Here is a 16,365-nt window from a genome sequence, read left to right on the forward strand (position 1 = left end):
ATGCTTACAAAGGATAATATTGCAAAAGTATTTACTATACTTTTTGTTGATGATGAACCAATTTGCCATGACGTAATAAACTTAGTGCTACATTATGAACAAAAATATAAAATTATCAGTGCTTATTCCGGACAAGAAGCAGTTAATTTATCTAAAACACATGCTAATACAATAGAGTTAATATTGCTTGATATTTCTCTTCCTGATATGACAGGTTGTGAAGTACATAAACAAATAAGAAGTGATGAGAACCTTGCACATATTCCTATAATTTTTCAAACTGGTTTGTCTAGCAATCATCAGGAAATGCAAAAGCTCTTACAAGAACAAGCAACATACCTAATCCATAAACCTTATAAAAACGAAGAACTGCTTGAAACGATAAGGCAGTTCCATAACTAGATATATACTCAAAGCAGAAGAGTATACTCATTTATAAGGCAATTAGATATAAGATAAATATTCTTATATCTAATTGAGGTTACTTAGATATTATATGTTTATTTTTTAATAATGAAACAAGGTCACCGTTTTCATACATCTCACGTACTATATCGCAGCCACCTATCAATTCCCCTTTTATATAAAGCTGTGGTATGGTAGGCCAATCACTGAAAGATTTGATATCTTCACGTAAGCTAGGATTGGTTAAAACATTAATATCACGAAATTCTACGCCAAGTTTTTTTAAGATAGAAACAACGGTAGCAGAAAAACCACATTGAGGAAAATTGGCAGTGCCTTTCATAAATAATACAATATCATGATTAGCAATTTCATTTTTTATAAAATCAAAATTTCTATTCTCTAACATTCCTAAACCTGATAAAAATTATAACTTCTTTTACTCTTAAATGTTATATTATGCAAGCTCAAATAGTTGATAAAATTTTTGAAATTTTAAGCCAAAATAATCCTACTCCCCGAACGGAACTAGAATATGTTAATAATTTTACTCTATTAGTAGCGGTGATATTATCTGCACAAGCAACTGATGTTTCAGTTAATAAAGCAACTAGATTATTGTTTGTGAAGTATAATACACCAGAAAAAATATTAGAGCTCGGGGAAGAAGGGGTAAGAACCTATATAAGATCAATAGGTTTATTTATAACCAAAGCAAAAAATATTGTTGCACTTTGTCGAATTTTGATAGATAAGTATGACAGCAAAGTACCTAACAATTTTGATGACTTAATTAAATTGCCAGGTGTCGGAAGAAAAACTGCTAATGTAGTATTGAATTGCCTCTTTGGTAAGTCAACTATCGCAGTTGATACGCATGTATTTAGAGTTTCTAAAAGATTAGGACTGGCAAATAGTAATACTCCTAAAAAAGTAGAACTTGAATTAGTTAAAGTTATCGATAAAAAATGCTTACAACATGCTCATCACTGGTTGATATTGCTTGGTAGGTATATTTGCAAAGCACGAGTACCAAATTGCCCTGCTTGCCCAGTTAAAGAATATTGTGAGTATTATGCTAATAATTTTCTGAAGTAGCACACTGTAGATACACTTCTGCTTTAAAGAATTGGCTAGGAGTACGAGAGGCAAGTTAACTAATCGTATATTTAATATGTGAGTACGCAAAGTCCCGATAGTAAGACAATGCTAACACTTTAAAGACGAATAGTATACCAAACCTATTGCTTACGTAACCTTAGTTCGATATAAGAATTATTAATTCTTATATCGATACTTGCTTTGTTATAAGGAAAAATGCACTCTTGAAGCGCTTCTGCGGGTGCATTTTAACTTTTTTCATCATTCAATATGTGCTTTTAATTATTAAAATCACATATTGAATGGAGTATTATATTTTAACAATCAGGTGGGCAGCCACTTCAAACCTTATTGTTTCTATATATAATACTGAATTCGATGTAACTTGTTATTCTGAATTCCCATAGATGGAGAGGTGGCCGAGTGGTTTAAGGCGCTCGCCTGGAAAGCGTGTTCACGGTAACGTGTCAGGGGTTCAAATCCCCTCCTCTCCGCCAGTTCTTATCAGGATTTCAGGATTTTTTACTTTACTAAAAATTTCATATGTAACTTCTCAGACAAATTTCCTGAAATTTGACCTACAAAAAAATATATTTTTAACCCTATTACAATAGGGGATCAAAACCTGATTACAATTTACACTTTAGCCTGTTTGGCAATATCACTGAGCCACCTAGGTTCTGTTGACAAAAATGATAGTTAGGCAAGAGGAATAAAAAATTGCCATAGTAAGAAGAAATGGTAGTTTCTAGTTATCAAAAAAAGGAACTACCAATATGATGTATTACATAGAAGAACAAGCATGGGAAGTAATTTTATCATTTTTTAAGGAAAGAAATGGTATACACAACAAGAATGAAGAAAAAATGAGATATTTTATTGAAGCAATATGGTTTATTGTTAGAACAGGTTGCCAATGGCGTCTTCTAGCTGATGATTATGGTTGTTGGTACAGTATTTATCACAGATTTAAGAGATGGGTTGACAAAGGTATATGGGAGGATTTAATGGATTATGTTAAAGTAGATGCAGATATGGAATCAATTATGATTGATGCAACTATTGTGAGAGCACATGCTTGCTCATCTGGATATATCAAAGGTAATCAAGAAGAAGCGGCTTTAGGTAGAAGCAGAGGTGGTGTTAGTACTAAAATTCATACCCTTGTTGATGTCCTTGGTAATCCATTAAAGTTTATACTAACTGCTGGGCAAAGAAATTATGGCGCTAGGCAAAGCGGGTAAATTACAGTTGGTGAAAATCCAACCTACGTAAAGTTTAGCCAACAGCGTAGAACCAAATTTCACATATATGGAGGTAACGAATTATGTGAAGCTGAGAGGAGGGATGTAGTGGGTTGTAACGTAAGTGAAGGATATAATACCAATTGCAATAATTAACGCAGTGGTCTAAGATGGGTTTTTAACTGATAAAAGGTACTCAAATGGCTAGGTTAATATTACCACAAGGTTTTCATGGTCATGATTTTATAAAAATGATGAAACATGAGCCGCATGGTCGAAACCATATACGTTTATTGGCGATGTATCACCTTCAATTAGGCAAATCTTTTAAAGCAATATCTGAAATAGTGAAGTCACACTGGAAAACTGTGCAATCATCGCTCAGAAGATTTAGGAATCATGGTTTTGAAGGATTATTTGAATCACAAAGAAGCGGTGCCCCTAGGAAGATTAACACTATACAAGAATCTGCTATTTTTGATAAAATCAATACGCTCAGTAAAAGTAAAACTGGTGGGTATATAACTGGAAAAGAGCTACATATCATGTTACTTGAGGAATATGGTGCTAAATGTGCTTTAAAAACAGTCTACAATACTATGCACCGCCTTGGTTTTAGCTGAATTACTTCTCGTTCAATGCATCCAAAGTCAAATCAAGAGACTCAAAATAGATATAAAAAAACTTTCCAGACATGTTAACAAAATTATTAGCAAAAAATATCGATAGATGTAAAGTTGATATATGGTCTCAGGATGAAACTAGAGTTGGGCAACAAGGTAGCTTAACTCGTATATGGGCTAAGCGTGGCACTAGACCCCGTAAAGTTCGGCAACAGCAATTTATTTCAACATATATTTACGGAGCTGCTTGCCATGAGACAGGAGAAGCTTGTGCATTAATTTTACCATATGCAAACACACAGGCAATGAATAAATTCTTAGAAGAGCTTTCTCGCAGTATTCAAGGCAACCGACATATAGCTTTACTAACTGATAATGCAGGTTGGCACACAGCCAAAACACTAACTGTGCCAAGCAATATCACTTTGATACCGCTTCCGCCCTATGCACCGGAACTTAATGCAATGGAACAAGTTTGGGAATGGATTAAAAATCATTTCTTGTCTAACCAATGTTATGGTGTATATGAAGATATCGTTACTATGGCTTGTTACGCTTGGAATCAACTTGCTCATAATGTAGATTTAGTAAAATCAATTATGTATAGAGATTGGATAAATACACCGTGTTAATTATTGCAATTGGTATAATGTCAGCCCTGCGTAGCTTACTATTGACCACATCTTTTTTTCGTTCGCTAGCAAATAGCTCACACTAGACTCATTGGTTATTTTGTGGTACAATGTAAATGTTTTTGCATACTCGAATAATCCTACGAATTTCAAAGCAGAAAAGTATAAATAATTTATGGTTTTAAAGTACTATGCCTGTGTTGCCTATTGTGACTGCTCCAGATTCAAAATTAAAACAAAAATCTTTGCCAGTAAGCATAATTGATGATAATATAAGAAAGTTGATGGATGACATGGTTGAAACTATGTATCATGATCATGGTGTGGGGTTAGCTGCCATTCAGATTGGAATAGCTCAGCGTATATTGGTAGTTGATTTGCAGAATAATGATGATACAGAAAGACCCGCTGGGTTTTATCCATTATTTATCGCTGACCCGAAGATAATAGACAAATCTAAAGAATTAGTGGTGGCAATAGAAGGGTGTTTATCTCTACCGGAACAACGGGTTGAAGTAGCAAGGTCTGAGTCTATAACTATAAGATTCTTAGATTATCATAATAACCAGCAAGAATTAAAAGCTGATGGTTGGCTTGCTAGGGTTATTCAGCATGAAATGGATCATTTAGATGGTAGGCTACTAATTGATTATTTAAGTGATATAAAAAAGGACATAGCATTACGTAAATTAAAAAAACTGAAAAATAATATTTTGTGCAAGTAATTTTCATGGGTACGCCTGAATTTGCTGTACCTACTCTTAAGAGTTTAATTAACAGTAAAGATCACCAAGTGATTGCTGTATTCACTCAATCTCCAAAATCTAAAGGAAGGGGGCTAAATGAGGTAGCATCACCTATCCATAGTTTGGCATCAAAATATGATATTCCAACTTATACCCCTAAAACCTTGAAAACCGAAGAAATAACCAATTTAATTAATTCAATTAATGCGGATATAATAGTAGTAGTTGCTTATGGATTCTTGATACCACAAGTTATCCTACAAGCCAAGAAATATGGATGTCTTAATATCCATCCCTCAAGTTTACCACGTCATAGGGGAGCTGCTCCATTGCAGCATACTATTATAGAGGGAGACTCTGAAACTTCCGTATGCATAATGCAGATGGATGAGGGGTGGGATACTGGTGATATTATATTGCAGCATTCGTTTTCAATCTCTCCTAGAATAACTTTACCAGTTTTGCATGACCAATGTGCAGAAATAGGGGCTGATTTATTGGTTAAAACTTTAGATAATATTGATAACCTACCAAGGATTGTCCAAGATAAAGATGGAGTAATTTATGCTCATAAACTCAAGAAAGAAGAAGGGAAGATAAATTGGTATGAGACTGCTTACAAAATAGATTGTAGAATTCGAGGTATGAATCCATGGCCTGGAATATATTTTGAATATGGAGGTAAAGTTATAAAGATCCTAGAAGCGTATTATAATGATTTGGATGTTAAATCACAGCCTGGTACTGTGGTTAATAATAATATCTTAGAAATAGCTTGTGGTAAGGGTACTTTGATCATCAGAAAATTACAGCAAGAAGGAAGAAAAGCTTTAAACGTTGAAGAATTTATACGTGGGGTACAAATTCCCCTAGGTACTTTATTGAATTGATGTGGGAGAATTAGTATATATACTCGGTGAACTTCAAGAATTGGCGTTGTCGTGTCTAAAGATCTCCGCTGCTCACGTACTAATGTACGCTCCGCTGCTCGACTTTGACACTCCTAGCTCTTCTTGAAGTTGACCTTCGTCTACCAATTCTTCATTTACGAGCAGTATACTAACTCCAGCCACTCATCTTCATCAATAATTTCAATTCCAAGCTCCTTAGCTTTTCTGAGTTTACTACCGGCATCGCTACCCGCCACCACTAAAGCAGTAGCAGACGAAACACTACTACTTACTTTAGCTCCTAATTTCTCTGCCTGAGATTTTGCTTCTGCTCTTGAAAGAGTAAGTAAAGAACCGGTAAATACTACAACTTTACCAGTTAATGCGGTTTTGGTGGTTTGATCACTATAGTCTTGAATTTCTAAAATTTTACTTAGCTGGTGAATAATTTGTAGATTTTCTTTAATATCAAAGAAGTCGATAATATCCACCAAAATTTTATCTCCTATTCCTTCTAGATCATTTAACCTTTGGTACATAGGCTGTTCACCATTTAATAAAGATTCCATAGCTTCTATAAAATTACCATAATTCTGAAATTCTCGAGCAAGTAATTTGGCATTTTGTTCGCCAATATGTCTGATTCCTAGGGAATAAATGAATTTATTTAGGGGGACGATTTTGGATTTTTCAATGTTTGCAAATAGGTTTTCTACAGAAGTTCGCCCCCATCCTACCATATTTTCAAGCTTGACTAAGCTTTTTTCATTATTATTTTGTAAATAAAAAATATCCACTGGATTTTCTATTAAAGATTTTTCCAGCAAAAATTCTATTTGTTTTTTCCCCAAACCATCTATATCTAAAGCATTTTTAGAGGTAAAATGACAAATTCGTTCATAATTTTGGGCAGGACAATTCAACCCATTATCACAACGAATTATTATTGTCTCTTGATTATAATGTAAATTAGAATCACAAGACGGACAAAGTTTTGGTATATCGATTTTTTGTGATGCACTAGAGCGTCTAGTAAAATCTACCGCAGTAATTTGCGGTATGACGTCCCCTGCCCTCTGCAAAAATACATAATCATTGATCCGTATATCTTTTCTTATGATTTCCTGATAATTATGTAATGTAGCTCTTGATACCCTAACTCCACCAATAGAAAGCGGCTCTAAATCAGCAACCGGAGTTAATACGCCAGTTCTACCTACTTGTAGAGTAATATTAATTAGTTTAGTTTGACCAATTATCGCAGGAAATTTATGAGCAATAGCAAATCTTGGGCTTCTTGCGATAAAACCCATCCTTTGCTGCAAAGCAAAATCATTTAGCTTATAGACAATACCATCAATTTCATAAGGCAGCTCTTCTCTAGACAAATTCAAATATTCATAGAAATATTTCATATCATTTTCAGAATATGCTAATTTTCCTATATTATTAACGATAAACCCTAGCTCTTTTAACGTATCTAATAAAGCATCCTGAGAATCAGCTATTTTGTTACTACTACTTCCCACAGCATAAACAAAATACCTTAGAGGTCTACTTGCTGTAACGTTTGGATCTAACTGCCTTAACGACCCAGCAGCCGCGTTACGCGGGTTTGCAAATTTATCTTTTTTTGATAATTCTTGTGCTTGATTTAATAATAGAAAATCTTGTTTATTGATATAAACCTCACCTCTTACTTCCAAAATTGCTGTATCCAAGACTATCGAATGAGGGAAATGCTTGATAGTCTTAATATTTTCAGTTATATCTTCTCCAATAAAACCATCACCTCTTGTCGCAGCAGCGGTGAGTATGCCATTGTTATAGGTAGCAGAAAAAGATAAACCATCTATTTTAGGTTCGCAAAAGATAGGTTGAAAACTATCAAGACGTAAGAAATTCTTTATTCTATTTATAAATTCTGATACATCCTCATTATCAAATGCATTACTAAGAGAAAACATTGGATTTATATGTTTTACTTTAGAAAATTTCTCTGCAGCTAGACTACCGATTTGTTTAGTTGGACTATTTGCCAGCACAAGATGAGGAAATTTTTTTTCAAGTTCAAGATTTAAATTAAATAATTGATCATATTCAGCATCAGAAATCAGAGGAGTATCTTCTTGGTGATATGCTTTATTATATTTTTCTATCTCACTTGCCAATTGTTTTAGTAAATCTTTTGCCTCTAATTCAGAAAGCTGTTCAATATCAGTTGGAATATTTTGCATATTAATCGTAAAAGTTTGAGGATCAGATTTAATTGTAACTAGGTTCTGTTGACAAAAATTATAGTTAGGCAAGAGGAATAAAAAGTTGCCATAGTAAGAAGAAATGGTAGTTTCTAGTTATCAAAAAAAGGAACTACCAATATGAAGTATTACATAGAAGAACAAGCATGGGAAGTAATTTTATCATTTTTTAATGAAAGAAATGGTATACACAACAAGAATGAAGAAAAAATGAGACATTTTATTAAAGCAATATGGTTTATTGTTAGAACAGGTTGCCAATGGCGTTTTCTAGCTGATGATTATGGTTGTTGGTACAGTATTTATCGCAGATTTAATACCAATTGTAATAATTAACACGGTGTATTTATCCAATCTCTATACATAATTGATTTTACTAAATCTACATTATGAGCAAGTTGATTCCAAGCGTAACAAGCCATAGTAACGATATCTTCATATACACCATAACATTGGTTAGACAAGAAATGATTTTTAATCCATTCCCAAACTTGTTCCATTGCATTAAGTTCCGGTGCATAGGGCGGAAGCGGTATCAAAGTGATATTGCTTGGCACAGTTAGTTTTTTGGCTGTGTGCCAACCTGCATTATCCGTTAGTAAAGCTATATGTCGGTTGCCTTGAATACTGCGAGAAAGCTCTTCTAAGAATTTATTCATTGCCTGTGTGTTTGCATATGGTAAAATTAATGCACAAGCTTCTCCTGTCTCATGGCAAGCAGCTCCGTAAATATATGTTGAAATAAATTGCTGTTGCCGAACTTTACGGGGTCTAGTGCCACGCTTAGCCCATATACGAGTTAAGCTACCTTGTTGCCCAACTCTAGTTTCATCCTGAGACCATATATCAACTTTACATCTATCGATATTTTTTGCTAATAATTTTGTTAACATGTCTGGAAAGTTTTTTTATATCTATTTTGAGTCTCTTGATTTGACTTTGGATGCATTGAACGAGAAGTAATCCAGCTAAAACCAAGGCGGTGCATAGTATTGTAGACTGTTTTTAAAGCACATTTAGCACCATATTCCTCAAGTAACATGATATGTAGCTCTTTTCCAGTTATATACCCACCAGTTTTACTTTTACTGAGCGTATTGATTTTATCAAAAAGAGCAGATTCTTGTATAGTGTTAATCTTCCTAGGGGCACCGCTTCTTTGTGATTCAAATAATCCTTCAAAACCATGATGCCTAAATCTTCTGAGTGATGATTGCACAGTTTTCCAGTGTGACTTCACTATTTCAGATATGGCTTTAAAAGATTTGCCTAATTGAAGGTGATACATCGCCAATAAACGTATACGATTTCGACCATGCGGCTCATGTTTCATCATTTTTATAAAATCATGACCATGAAAACCTTGTGGTAATATTAACCTAGCCATTTGAGTACCTTTTATCAGTTAAAAACCCATCTTAGACCACTGCGTTAATTATTGCAATTGGTATTACATAGGCTTAGGTTAAGTTACTTGAATTTTTTTTGCTTTACTCTGTTCTTTTTTAGGTATTTTGATATTTAAAATACCATTCTTCAATTCTGCTTTTATATGTTCTGCATCAATATTAGACGGTAAAGAAATAGAACGACAAAAAGAGCCATGATATCTCTCTTGCATATGGTAGTTTTTATCCTTAGTCTCAGACACATCTTCCTTCTTAGCCTGAATTGTTATAATATTATTATCTATCTTTAGATCAAGGTACTCTTGTAAGACTCCAGGTAATTCCAGTTCTAAACAATAATCAGAATCATTTTCAAAAATATCAGTTCTAGGTGATAAAGTTCTATCATCGGATGATAATGGATAAGAAAAAGTAGCAATTTCATTGAAGAAATTATTAAATATATCATCTAGATAACTCCTGCTACTAGAATTATTTTGCACTTTAGATTTGTTTTGAATACGTGGTAAATTAAAAGCCATATGACACCTCTTTTATTATTGTTAAACAGTAAATCAATTAAGTCTTTAGTATTATTAATTTATAGGTATTTCTTTAGCATTTTGTTCTTTTACCTCAATACGTGGTAAAGTAATAGTTAACATGCCATTCTTTAAATCAGAAGTAATAGTCTTTTGATCAACATCATCTGGTAAAGATATAGTGTAACCAAAGTTCTTTTTTGAGCTATTTACTTCACTAGCATCTTTCTGATTATCAGTATGACCAGTGATGTAGAGTTTGTTAGCATTTACTTTTACTTTAATCTGACTTTTATCATAACCAGGTACTTCCATAGTAATGATATATTTCTTATCTTGGGTAAGATAATTAGTTTTTATGGGATCAGAGTAACGAAAATATAATCTATCATTAACAATGTTGTTCCAATAATCATCAAAGAAAAGAAAGTGTTTATCAATTATATCAAATGGGTTACGTAAATGTATTATGTAGCCGTTGCTAGGTTGTGCTGTATTTTCTTTACTAGCAAAAGTAGGATTCATAAATAATAGAACAACAGTAGCTACAGTCAGTAGATAAAATTTAATATTATGCCGCATAACAAACCCTCATTTTCTTTAAACCACTTTAGTATAATTTAGGTAGTGATTTCCACGCTACCCATAATTATTATATGTAGTAGTATTTTACAAAATTCAAGATTCATAGCAAAAATAATTTTTGCTGTGATGTTAATTTTGTTACTTAACCCCAGTTGCCAATTAGGGGTTCAAAGCACAAATCCCCGCCGATAAACTAGAATGCTCTATGTACCTTATATCTCTAGGCTTACAAGGTTGTTAATGGAGTCTGTCCTCTAAACCATACGGGTCAAGTTAAGGAAATAAGGATGGAATGGTTAGAATAATAAAGATATTTAAAGCAATAGATTATATAGAAATGGAAGAGGTAAGAGTATCAGTATTAGCATTGGAACGCTAAGGGACTTATACTAATTGCAATAATTAACACCGTGTTATAAAATGGGTTTTTAACTGATAAAAGGTACTCAAATGGCTAGGTTAATATTACCACAAGGTTTTCATGGTCATGATTTTATAAAAATGATGAAACATGAGCCGCATGGTCGAAATCGTATACGTTTATTGGCGATGTATCACCTTCAATTAGGCAAATCTTTTAAAGCCATATCTGAAATAGTGAAGTCACACTGGAAAACCGTGCAATCATGGCTCAGAAGATTTAGGAATCATGGTTTTGAAGGATTATTTGAATCACAAAGAAGCGGTGCCCCTAGGAAGATTAACACTATAACTTAATGCAATGGAACAAGTTTGGGAATGGATTAAAAATCATTTCTTGTCTAACCAATGTTATGGTGTATATGAAGATATCGTTACTATGGCTTGTTACGCTTGGAATCAACTTGCTCATAATGTAGATTAGTAAAATCAATTATGTATAGAGATTGGATAAATACACCGTGTTAATTATTGCGATTGGTATTAGTTGACAGTAATATATTATTGGATATTATCACCTGTGATGCTAGTTGGTATAATTGGTCTTCTAACCAATTGTTAAAATTATCGCAATTTCATGAATTAGCAATTAATGATTATATATATACAGAAGTTTCAATAGGATTTGAAAGAATTGAAGAACTTGAAGAAATAATCGGCGATAATTTTAAAGTTCTTCCTATCCCTAAAGAAGCCCTATTTTGAGCAGGAAAAGTTTTTATACAATATAAAAAAGCAAATAGTGGCAAGAAAAACTCCGTATTACTAGATTTCTTTATCGGAGCACATGCGTCTGTATTAAATATTCCTCTTCTTACAAGAAATGTGGCACGTTACAAAACATATTTTTCTAAACTCCATCTTATTCACCCTTAGGTCAAAAGATTTACATTCTTATTCTAATGTATACTTGTGACTGCTTGATTCCGAAATGACACTGGCTTGCTTTCATCGGCAACAAGCGGCTCAAATTAACTATTTTTATAGTATACATATTTAGCAAGAATAACTATAACAAATATAGGTTTATCCATTATAAATTCATTATGAAAAATACATATTATATTACCACCCCTATTTATTATGTTAATGATATACCTCACATAGGGCATGCTTATACAAGCGTTGTGTCTGACGTAATAGCAAGATTTATGCGTTTATCAGGTAAAGAGGTAATGTTTCTGACCGGTACTGATGAACATGGTCAAAAGGTAGAAAAATCTGCTATTGTCAAAAATGTTGAACCACAAATATTTACCAATACAGTATCTGAAACTTTTCGTACATTAATGCACTCAATGAACATTTCTAATGATGATTTTATTAGAACTACAGAAGCTAGGCATAAACAAGCAGTAAGTAGTCTATGGCAAAAATTGCTGGATAGTGGCAATATTTACCTTGATAGCTATAAAGGCTGGTACTCGACGCGTGATGAGGCTTTTTATGATGAATCAGAATTAACAGAAGATGGACTAGCTCCGACTAAAGCTCCTGTTGAATGGCTTGAAGAACCAAGTTACTTTTTTGCCCTATCAAAATGGCAAGATAAATTATTAGATTTTTACGATGACAACCCTGATTTTATCAGACCAAGTACTAGACGTAATGAAGTTATTAGTTTTGTCAAATCCGGATTGCATGATTTATCCATATCACGTTCTAGTTTTAAGTGGGGAATTAAAGTACCAAATGATGAAAAGTACGTAATATATGTATGGCTTGATGCACTAACAAACTATATTTCGGCTTTAGGATATCCAAATGATACAAGCAAGTATAACAAATTTTGGCCGGCTGATGTTCATATAGTCGGTAAAGATATATTACGCTTTCATGCCGTATACTGGCCAGCATTTTTGATGGCAGCTGGCTTGCCGCTACCAAAATGTGTTATGGCACATGGGTGGTGGACTAATGAAGGACAAAAAATCTCTAAATCTATAGGGAATGTAATTGATCCATTGCAATTAATAAAAGAGTTTGGTTTAGATCCAGTTAGGTATTATTTGATGAGAGAGGTAATATTTGGCTCAGATGGTAATTATTCTCGTAGTAGCTTAATCAATAGAGTGAATAGTGAGTTATCTAATAAAATTGGTAATTTATTGCAAAGAACTCTAGCCTTTGTTTATAATAACAACGAGACAAAAATTCCGTCAATTGGCAAGGAATCTATCGATAGCATTTATGAGTCATTTTTAATGAAGCTATCCCACCAAATTATATCAGAAAATTCACTGTTCACTAAGACTTTTGCTATTAATTCTGTGTTAGAAAATATTATTACTTTAACCGAAGAAGCCAATATTTATATAGATCGAGAAGCCCCTTGGAAGTTAAAAAAAACTGTTCCTATAAGGATGAATGAGGTGTTATATACGCTACTTGAGACACTAAGATATATTGCTGTAATGTTACAGCCATTTATTCCTGATTCGGCTAATAAAATGCTTGATCAGCTTGGTGTACCAAAAAGTCAGAGAATGTTTAAACATTTAACAAAGGAGTTTATTTTAATTCCAGGTAGTAACATTAGCCAGCCAAAAGCTATATTTCCAAGATTTCAGGATAATACTCGATGAAAATAGAAGTCTATTCTAGGTTCTGTTGACAAAAATTATAGTTAGGGAGGAATAAAAAGTTGCCATAGTAAGAAGAAATGGTAGTTTCTAGTTATCAAAAAAAGGAACTACCAATATGAAGTATTACATAGAAGAACAAGCATGGGAAGTAATTTTATCATTTTTTAATGAAAGAAATGGTATACACAACAAGAATGAAGAAAAAATGAGACATTTTATTGAAGCAATATGGTTTATTGTTAGAACAGGTTGCCAATGGCGTTTTCTAGCTGATGATTATGGTTGTTGGTACAGTATTTATCGCAGATTTAAGAGATGGTTGACAAAGGTATATGGGAGGATTTAATGGATTATGTTAAAGTAGATGCAGATATGGAATCAATTATGATTGATGCAACTATTGTGAGAGCACATGCTTGCTCATCTGGATATATCAAAGGTAATCAAGAAGAAGAGGCTTTAGGTAGAAGTCGAGGTGGTTTTAGTACTAAAATTCATGTCCTTGTTGATGCCCTTGGTAATCCATTAAAGTTTATACTAACTGCTGGGCAAAGAAATGATGGCGCTAGGCAAAGCGGGTAAATTACAGTTGGTGAAAATCCAACCTATGTAAAGTTTAGCCAACAGCGTAGAACCAAATTTCACATATATGGAGGTAACGAATTATGTGAAGCTGAGAGGAGGGATGTAGTGGGTTGTAACGTAAGTGAAGGATATAATACTAAGATATAAGAACCTAGGGATGCGATATACATAAAATGACTGAAGAAGAGTGGCAAGAAGTGATTAACGTTAATCTTAGCTCATGCTTTAATATGTGCCGTGTAGTAATTAACCAAATGCGAAATCAAAATTACGGACGAATTATTAATATTAGTTCAATTAATGCTCAGGCAGGACAAATAGGGCAAACTAATTATTCTGCTGCTAAAGCTGGAATTATAGGATTTACTAAGGCGTTAACTAGGGAATCAGCTTCTAAAAATATAACGGTAAATTGTATAGCTCCTGGATATATTAAAACATCAATGGTTGAAAAGATACCAGCTAGTGTACTAGAGCAAATAATAACAGCTGTGCCAATGAAAAGGTTGGGTAGACCAGAAGAAATTGCTAGAGCCGTAGAGTATCTAGCAGATGAGCAAGCTGGTTTTATTACTGGGGAAACGTTGTCCAATTAATGGTGGGTATAATATGTCATGAGGTATATTCCTACCAATCCTTCATTGCGGGCAATGCCCAAGTGAGTTTGCCAAAAATATCTAATGTTTATGGTCATGATGATGGACATAAAAACCAATTGATGACAAGGTGTTTAGGAAGTCTTGGTTCTGTGCTAAATCGTTAGGCTTACCACTACAACATATATGTCCATTCAAACATATAACTTGGTCAGAGTTTTTCATCACAGTAAATAAGTCATGTGATATCATAAAAATTGTAATATTTAGACGTTTTTTTATTTGATTAATAATCCGATAAAATTCTTGCTGACTAGTAACATCTAATGATTGAGTTGGTTCATCTAAAATAATTAGATCAGGATTGTTGAGTAAGGTAGCAGTTAGAATTAGCTTCTGAAATTGACCACCAGAAAGTTCTGAAATATCATGATGTTTATAATTATCAAAATCAATAAAATTATTCCATTCTTGCCAATCATTGCGAGTAGCATTTGAGGCTAATAAATATAAAAAATTTTCAGCTGTAATTGGTAAGTCTGAAGCAAAATCTAGTCTCTGCGGTACATAGCCAATTTTTAGATGGGGGTGAATTGTTATATTACCAGATGAGGCACTGTCTAATCCCAAGATTAATCTAGCTATTGTTGTTTTTCCAGCACCATTTGGACCAATTAAAGTCGTAACCTCACCTTTTTTAACGGTAAAATTAATATTATTAAGGGGTAACTTTTTGCCAAATTGTTTAGATACATTACTGAATTTTATTAATGTAATATCCTCTGATATAGACACAACCACCTGATCAAAATTATTATTGTGTGCCAATTATGATAAATAGCTAACCTCAGTTTGATGTAAGCCATAGTACTCTACATTTCTCTATAATCGTCATCGCGAAGCATCTTTGGATGCCGTGGCGATCCAAATAAACAGCGAAGCTGTTTCTTCTAATACGCTTTGCATAATCCTGGATTACCGCGTCGCCGCTTTCAGCACCCCCTCGCAATGACGCTCGTAAGGACTCTTAACAGTAGTGACATAAAAAATGTATATGGCTGCTCCGTTACTCATGTACACCTAGCAGCTCGACTTTGCTGCTGCCTAGCTCTTCTTGAAATTATACTATCGTCTACCCAACTCTTGAAATCATAGCAATACACATCGAACTCAGGTTAACTAGCAGTCTCACCGTTAACATCATTATTACTATCTTGGTCGTCATTATCACTTTCCGATTCTTCACTTTTTTCAGATTTATCATCCTCTTCTTGTGCAGAACCAAGAGCATACACACACAATTCTTCCAGCAGAACATTATTCTTATTAGCCAGTTCTTGCAGTTTAGTTATCGCATCCATGACCTCAGCTGGTATTTTCCCACCACGTTGCTTTGATAACCAGTCATCCTGAAAATGCAAGGGATGATGCCCCGGCTCAGGTTGCCCTACATATATAGTAAACGGTGCCATTTGTCCACCAAAATCACAATTAACACTAAACTTTTTCATAACATAACATTAAATTATTAGAATAATATTAGGGATTTCAAGATTTAATCCTAAAAAACCATAGTACCCCTACATTTTTCTATAATCGTCATAGCAAGGCTCTTTAGATGCCGTGGCGATCCAAAGTAAACAGCGGAGCTGTTTTTTTAGAGTAACGCTTCGCGATCCTAGATTGCCACGTCGCCGCTTTCAGCGTCTCCTCGCTAATAGACGATCAGCAACCATTTTAATAGTGGTTATATAAAAAATGTAGG

General features: G+C 33.8%; 22 protein-coding genes, 1 tRNA gene and 1 pseudogene. 16 read left to right on the forward strand and 8 right to left on the reverse strand.

The genetic code is table 11. From position 1 onward, the window contains the following. Window positions 1-402, forward strand: coding sequence for a response regulator (locus ACFE3K_RS06445; RefSeq protein ID WP_375358699.1), 402 nt, complete (start codon window positions 1-3; stop codon window positions 400-402). 79 nt (window positions 403-481) lie between these two features. Here the strand turns inward: ACFE3K_RS06445 and grxD are convergent, their stop codons facing one another. Further along, window positions 482-814: a Grx4 family monothiol glutaredoxin gene (gene grxD, locus ACFE3K_RS06450; RefSeq protein WP_341747650.1), complete on the reverse strand. Its 333-nt coding sequence runs from the start codon at window positions 812-814 to the stop codon at window positions 482-484. 50 nt (window positions 815-864) lie between these two features. Between grxD and nth the strand changes: the two genes are divergently transcribed. From nth to fmt, 7 genes are all read left to right on the forward strand, one after another. Next, window positions 865-1,503, forward strand: coding sequence for an endonuclease III (nth, locus tag ACFE3K_RS06455; RefSeq protein ID WP_375358700.1), 639 nt, complete (start codon window positions 865-867; stop codon window positions 1,501-1,503). Between the two features lie 412 nt (window positions 1,504-1,915). Further along, window positions 1,916-2,003 (forward strand) — tRNA-Ser (locus tag ACFE3K_RS06460). A gap of 279 nt (window positions 2,004-2,282) precedes the next feature. Further along, window positions 2,283-2,750, forward strand: a complete 468-nt coding sequence (locus ACFE3K_RS06465; protein WP_375358701.1) for an IS5 family transposase — start codon at window positions 2,283-2,285, stop codon at window positions 2,748-2,750. Between the two features lie 200 nt (window positions 2,751-2,950). Further along, entirely contained in the window at window positions 2,951-3,373 is a 423-nt protein-coding gene (locus ACFE3K_RS06470) for a helix-turn-helix domain-containing protein (protein ID WP_375358702.1), read from the forward strand. Between the two features lie 71 nt (window positions 3,374-3,444). After that, the gene (locus ACFE3K_RS06475; RefSeq protein ID WP_375358671.1) at window positions 3,445-4,005 is read left to right on the forward strand and encodes an IS630 family transposase; all 561 of its coding nucleotides are present in this window, start codon (window positions 3,445-3,447) and stop codon (window positions 4,003-4,005) included. A gap of 191 nt (window positions 4,006-4,196) precedes the next feature. Further along, complete coding sequence (gene def, locus ACFE3K_RS06480; protein ID WP_341747970.1) at window positions 4,197-4,730, forward strand: peptide deformylase; 534 nt, start codon at window positions 4,197-4,199, stop codon at window positions 4,728-4,730. Then, complete coding sequence (gene fmt, locus ACFE3K_RS06485) at window positions 4,721-5,641, forward strand: methionyl-tRNA formyltransferase (protein WP_375358703.1); 921 nt, start codon at window positions 4,721-4,723, stop codon at window positions 5,639-5,641. Before def ends, fmt begins: the two co-directional genes overlap by 10 nt. A 155-nt stretch (window positions 5,642-5,796) precedes the next feature. Here the strand turns inward: fmt and ligA are convergent, their stop codons facing one another. Next, a complete protein-coding gene (ligA, locus tag ACFE3K_RS06490; RefSeq protein WP_375358704.1) occupies window positions 5,797-7,878 on the reverse strand; it encodes an NAD-dependent DNA ligase LigA in 2,082 nt (693 codons plus the stop codon). 141 nt (window positions 7,879-8,019) lie between these two features. Here ligA and ACFE3K_RS06495 point away from each other — a divergent pair, with 141 nt between their 5' ends. After that, window positions 8,020-8,235 (forward strand): transposase, encoded by a 216-nt coding sequence (locus ACFE3K_RS06495; protein WP_375358705.1) that lies wholly within the window; start codon window positions 8,020-8,022, stop codon window positions 8,233-8,235. Here the strand turns inward: ACFE3K_RS06495 and ACFE3K_RS06500 are convergent. The 4 genes from ACFE3K_RS06500 to ACFE3K_RS06515 all read right to left on the reverse strand — a co-directional run bounded on the left by ACFE3K_RS06500 (window position 8,232) and on the right by ACFE3K_RS06515 (window position 10,411). Beyond that, on the reverse strand, window positions 8,232-8,792 hold the full coding sequence (locus tag ACFE3K_RS06500; RefSeq protein ID WP_375358342.1) for an IS630 family transposase: 561 nt from the start codon (window positions 8,790-8,792) through the stop codon (window positions 8,232-8,234). The two genes, ACFE3K_RS06495 and ACFE3K_RS06500, sit on opposite strands and share 4 nt — an antisense overlap. Next, a complete protein-coding gene (locus ACFE3K_RS06505; RefSeq protein ID WP_375358706.1) occupies window positions 8,786-9,286 on the reverse strand; it encodes a helix-turn-helix domain-containing protein in 501 nt (166 codons plus the stop codon). Before ACFE3K_RS06505 ends, ACFE3K_RS06500 begins: the two co-directional genes overlap by 7 nt. A 78-nt stretch (window positions 9,287-9,364) precedes the next feature. Further along, window positions 9,365-9,829: an Hsp20/alpha crystallin family protein gene (locus tag ACFE3K_RS06510; RefSeq protein ID WP_375358707.1), complete on the reverse strand. Its 465-nt coding sequence runs from the start codon at window positions 9,827-9,829 to the stop codon at window positions 9,365-9,367. 54 nt (window positions 9,830-9,883) lie between these two features. Beyond that, on the reverse strand, window positions 9,884-10,411 hold the full coding sequence (locus ACFE3K_RS06515) for an Hsp20/alpha crystallin family protein (protein ID WP_375358708.1): 528 nt from the start codon (window positions 10,409-10,411) through the stop codon (window positions 9,884-9,886). Between the two features lie 453 nt (window positions 10,412-10,864). Here ACFE3K_RS06515 and ACFE3K_RS06520 point away from each other — a divergent pair, with 453 nt between their 5' ends. From ACFE3K_RS06520 to ACFE3K_RS06550, 7 genes and pseudogenes are all read left to right on the forward strand, one after another. After that, window positions 10,865-11,131, forward strand: coding sequence for a helix-turn-helix domain-containing protein (locus tag ACFE3K_RS06520; protein WP_375358709.1), 267 nt, complete (start codon window positions 10,865-10,867; stop codon window positions 11,129-11,131). A gap of 4 nt (window positions 11,132-11,135) precedes the next feature. After that, window positions 11,136-11,258 carry a hypothetical protein gene (locus ACFE3K_RS06525; protein WP_375358710.1) on the forward strand — a complete coding sequence of 41 codons (123 nt, stop codon included), beginning with the start codon at window positions 11,136-11,138 and terminating at the stop codon, window positions 11,256-11,258. An 80-nt stretch (window positions 11,259-11,338) separates the two neighbouring features. Beyond that, window positions 11,339-11,539, forward strand: coding sequence for a hypothetical protein (locus ACFE3K_RS06530; RefSeq protein ID WP_375358711.1), 201 nt, complete (start codon window positions 11,339-11,341; stop codon window positions 11,537-11,539). Between the two features lie 341 nt (window positions 11,540-11,880). After that, complete coding sequence (metG, locus tag ACFE3K_RS06535) at window positions 11,881-13,419, forward strand: methionine--tRNA ligase (protein ID WP_375358712.1); 1,539 nt, start codon at window positions 11,881-11,883, stop codon at window positions 13,417-13,419. Window positions 13,420-13,534: 115 nt separating this feature from the next. Then, window positions 13,535-13,765, forward strand: coding sequence for a transposase (locus tag ACFE3K_RS06540; protein ID WP_375358713.1), 231 nt, complete (start codon window positions 13,535-13,537; stop codon window positions 13,763-13,765). Next, a complete protein-coding gene (locus ACFE3K_RS06545; RefSeq protein WP_375358714.1) occupies window positions 13,735-14,001 on the forward strand; it encodes a hypothetical protein in 267 nt (88 codons plus the stop codon). Before ACFE3K_RS06540 ends, ACFE3K_RS06545 begins: the two co-directional genes overlap by 31 nt. A 191-nt stretch (window positions 14,002-14,192) precedes the next feature. Continuing rightward, window positions 14,193-14,622: pseudogene (locus ACFE3K_RS06550) on the forward strand (SDR family oxidoreductase); the annotation flags it as partial. Between the two features lie 59 nt (window positions 14,623-14,681). Here the strand turns inward: ACFE3K_RS06550 and ACFE3K_RS06555 are convergent. Further along, window positions 14,682-15,389, reverse strand: a complete 708-nt coding sequence (locus ACFE3K_RS06555) for a metal ABC transporter ATP-binding protein (protein WP_341748420.1) — start codon at window positions 15,387-15,389, stop codon at window positions 14,682-14,684. 386 nt (window positions 15,390-15,775) lie between these two features. Further along, entirely contained in the window at window positions 15,776-16,111 is a 336-nt protein-coding gene (locus tag ACFE3K_RS06560) for a DUF2610 domain-containing protein (RefSeq protein ID WP_341751470.1), read from the reverse strand. Window positions 16,112-16,365 lie beyond the last annotated feature (254 nt).

Source organism: Candidatus Tisiphia endosymbiont of Neophilaenus lineatus, from assembly GCF_964264975.1.
Lineage (GTDB): Bacteria > Pseudomonadota > Alphaproteobacteria > Rickettsiales > Rickettsiaceae > Tisiphia.

What these genes read in the sequence shown, in the direction of transcription:
- ACFE3K_RS06445 (WP_375358699.1), top strand. Translation starts at nt 1, where the DNA reads ATGCTTACAAAGGATAATATTGCAAAAGTATTTACTATACTTTTTGTT.
- grxD (WP_341747650.1), bottom strand. Translation starts at nt 814, where the DNA reads ATGTTAGAGAATAGAAATTTTGATTTTATAAAAAATGAAATTGCTAAT.
- nth (WP_375358700.1), top strand. Translation starts at nt 865, where the DNA reads ATGCAAGCTCAAATAGTTGATAAAATTTTTGAAATTTTAAGCCAAAAT.
- ACFE3K_RS06465 (WP_375358701.1), top strand. Translation starts at nt 2,283, where the DNA reads ATGATGTATTACATAGAAGAACAAGCATGGGAAGTAATTTTATCATTT.
- ACFE3K_RS06470 (WP_375358702.1), top strand. Translation starts at nt 2,951, where the DNA reads ATGGCTAGGTTAATATTACCACAAGGTTTTCATGGTCATGATTTTATA.
- ACFE3K_RS06475 (WP_375358671.1), top strand. Translation starts at nt 3,445, where the DNA reads ATGTTAACAAAATTATTAGCAAAAAATATCGATAGATGTAAAGTTGAT.
- def (WP_341747970.1), top strand. Translation starts at nt 4,197, where the DNA reads ATGCCTGTGTTGCCTATTGTGACTGCTCCAGATTCAAAATTAAAACAA.
- ligA (WP_375358704.1), bottom strand. Translation starts at nt 7,878, where the DNA reads ATGCAAAATATTCCAACTGATATTGAACAGCTTTCTGAATTAGAGGCA.
- ACFE3K_RS06495 (WP_375358705.1), top strand. Translation starts at nt 8,020, where the DNA reads ATGAAGTATTACATAGAAGAACAAGCATGGGAAGTAATTTTATCATTT.
- ACFE3K_RS06500 (WP_375358342.1), bottom strand. Translation starts at nt 8,792, where the DNA reads ATGTTAACAAAATTATTAGCAAAAAATATCGATAGATGTAAAGTTGAT.
- ACFE3K_RS06505 (WP_375358706.1), bottom strand. Translation starts at nt 9,286, where the DNA reads ATGGCTAGGTTAATATTACCACAAGGTTTTCATGGTCATGATTTTATA.
- ACFE3K_RS06510 (WP_375358707.1), bottom strand. Translation starts at nt 9,829, where the DNA reads ATGGCTTTTAATTTACCACGTATTCAAAACAAATCTAAAGTGCAAAAT.
- ACFE3K_RS06515 (WP_375358708.1), bottom strand. Translation starts at nt 10,411, where the DNA reads ATGCGGCATAATATTAAATTTTATCTACTGACTGTAGCTACTGTTGTT.
- ACFE3K_RS06520 (WP_375358709.1), top strand. Translation starts at nt 10,865, where the DNA reads ATGGCTAGGTTAATATTACCACAAGGTTTTCATGGTCATGATTTTATA.
- ACFE3K_RS06525 (WP_375358710.1), top strand. Translation starts at nt 11,136, where the DNA reads ATGGAACAAGTTTGGGAATGGATTAAAAATCATTTCTTGTCTAACCAA.
- metG (WP_375358712.1), top strand. Translation starts at nt 11,881, where the DNA reads ATGAAAAATACATATTATATTACCACCCCTATTTATTATGTTAATGAT.
- ACFE3K_RS06540 (WP_375358713.1), top strand. Translation starts at nt 13,535, where the DNA reads ATGAAGTATTACATAGAAGAACAAGCATGGGAAGTAATTTTATCATTT.
- ACFE3K_RS06545 (WP_375358714.1), top strand. Translation starts at nt 13,735, where the DNA reads ATGGTTGACAAAGGTATATGGGAGGATTTAATGGATTATGTTAAAGTA.
- ACFE3K_RS06560 (WP_341751470.1), bottom strand. Translation starts at nt 16,111, where the DNA reads ATGAAAAAGTTTAGTGTTAATTGTGATTTTGGTGGACAAATGGCACCG.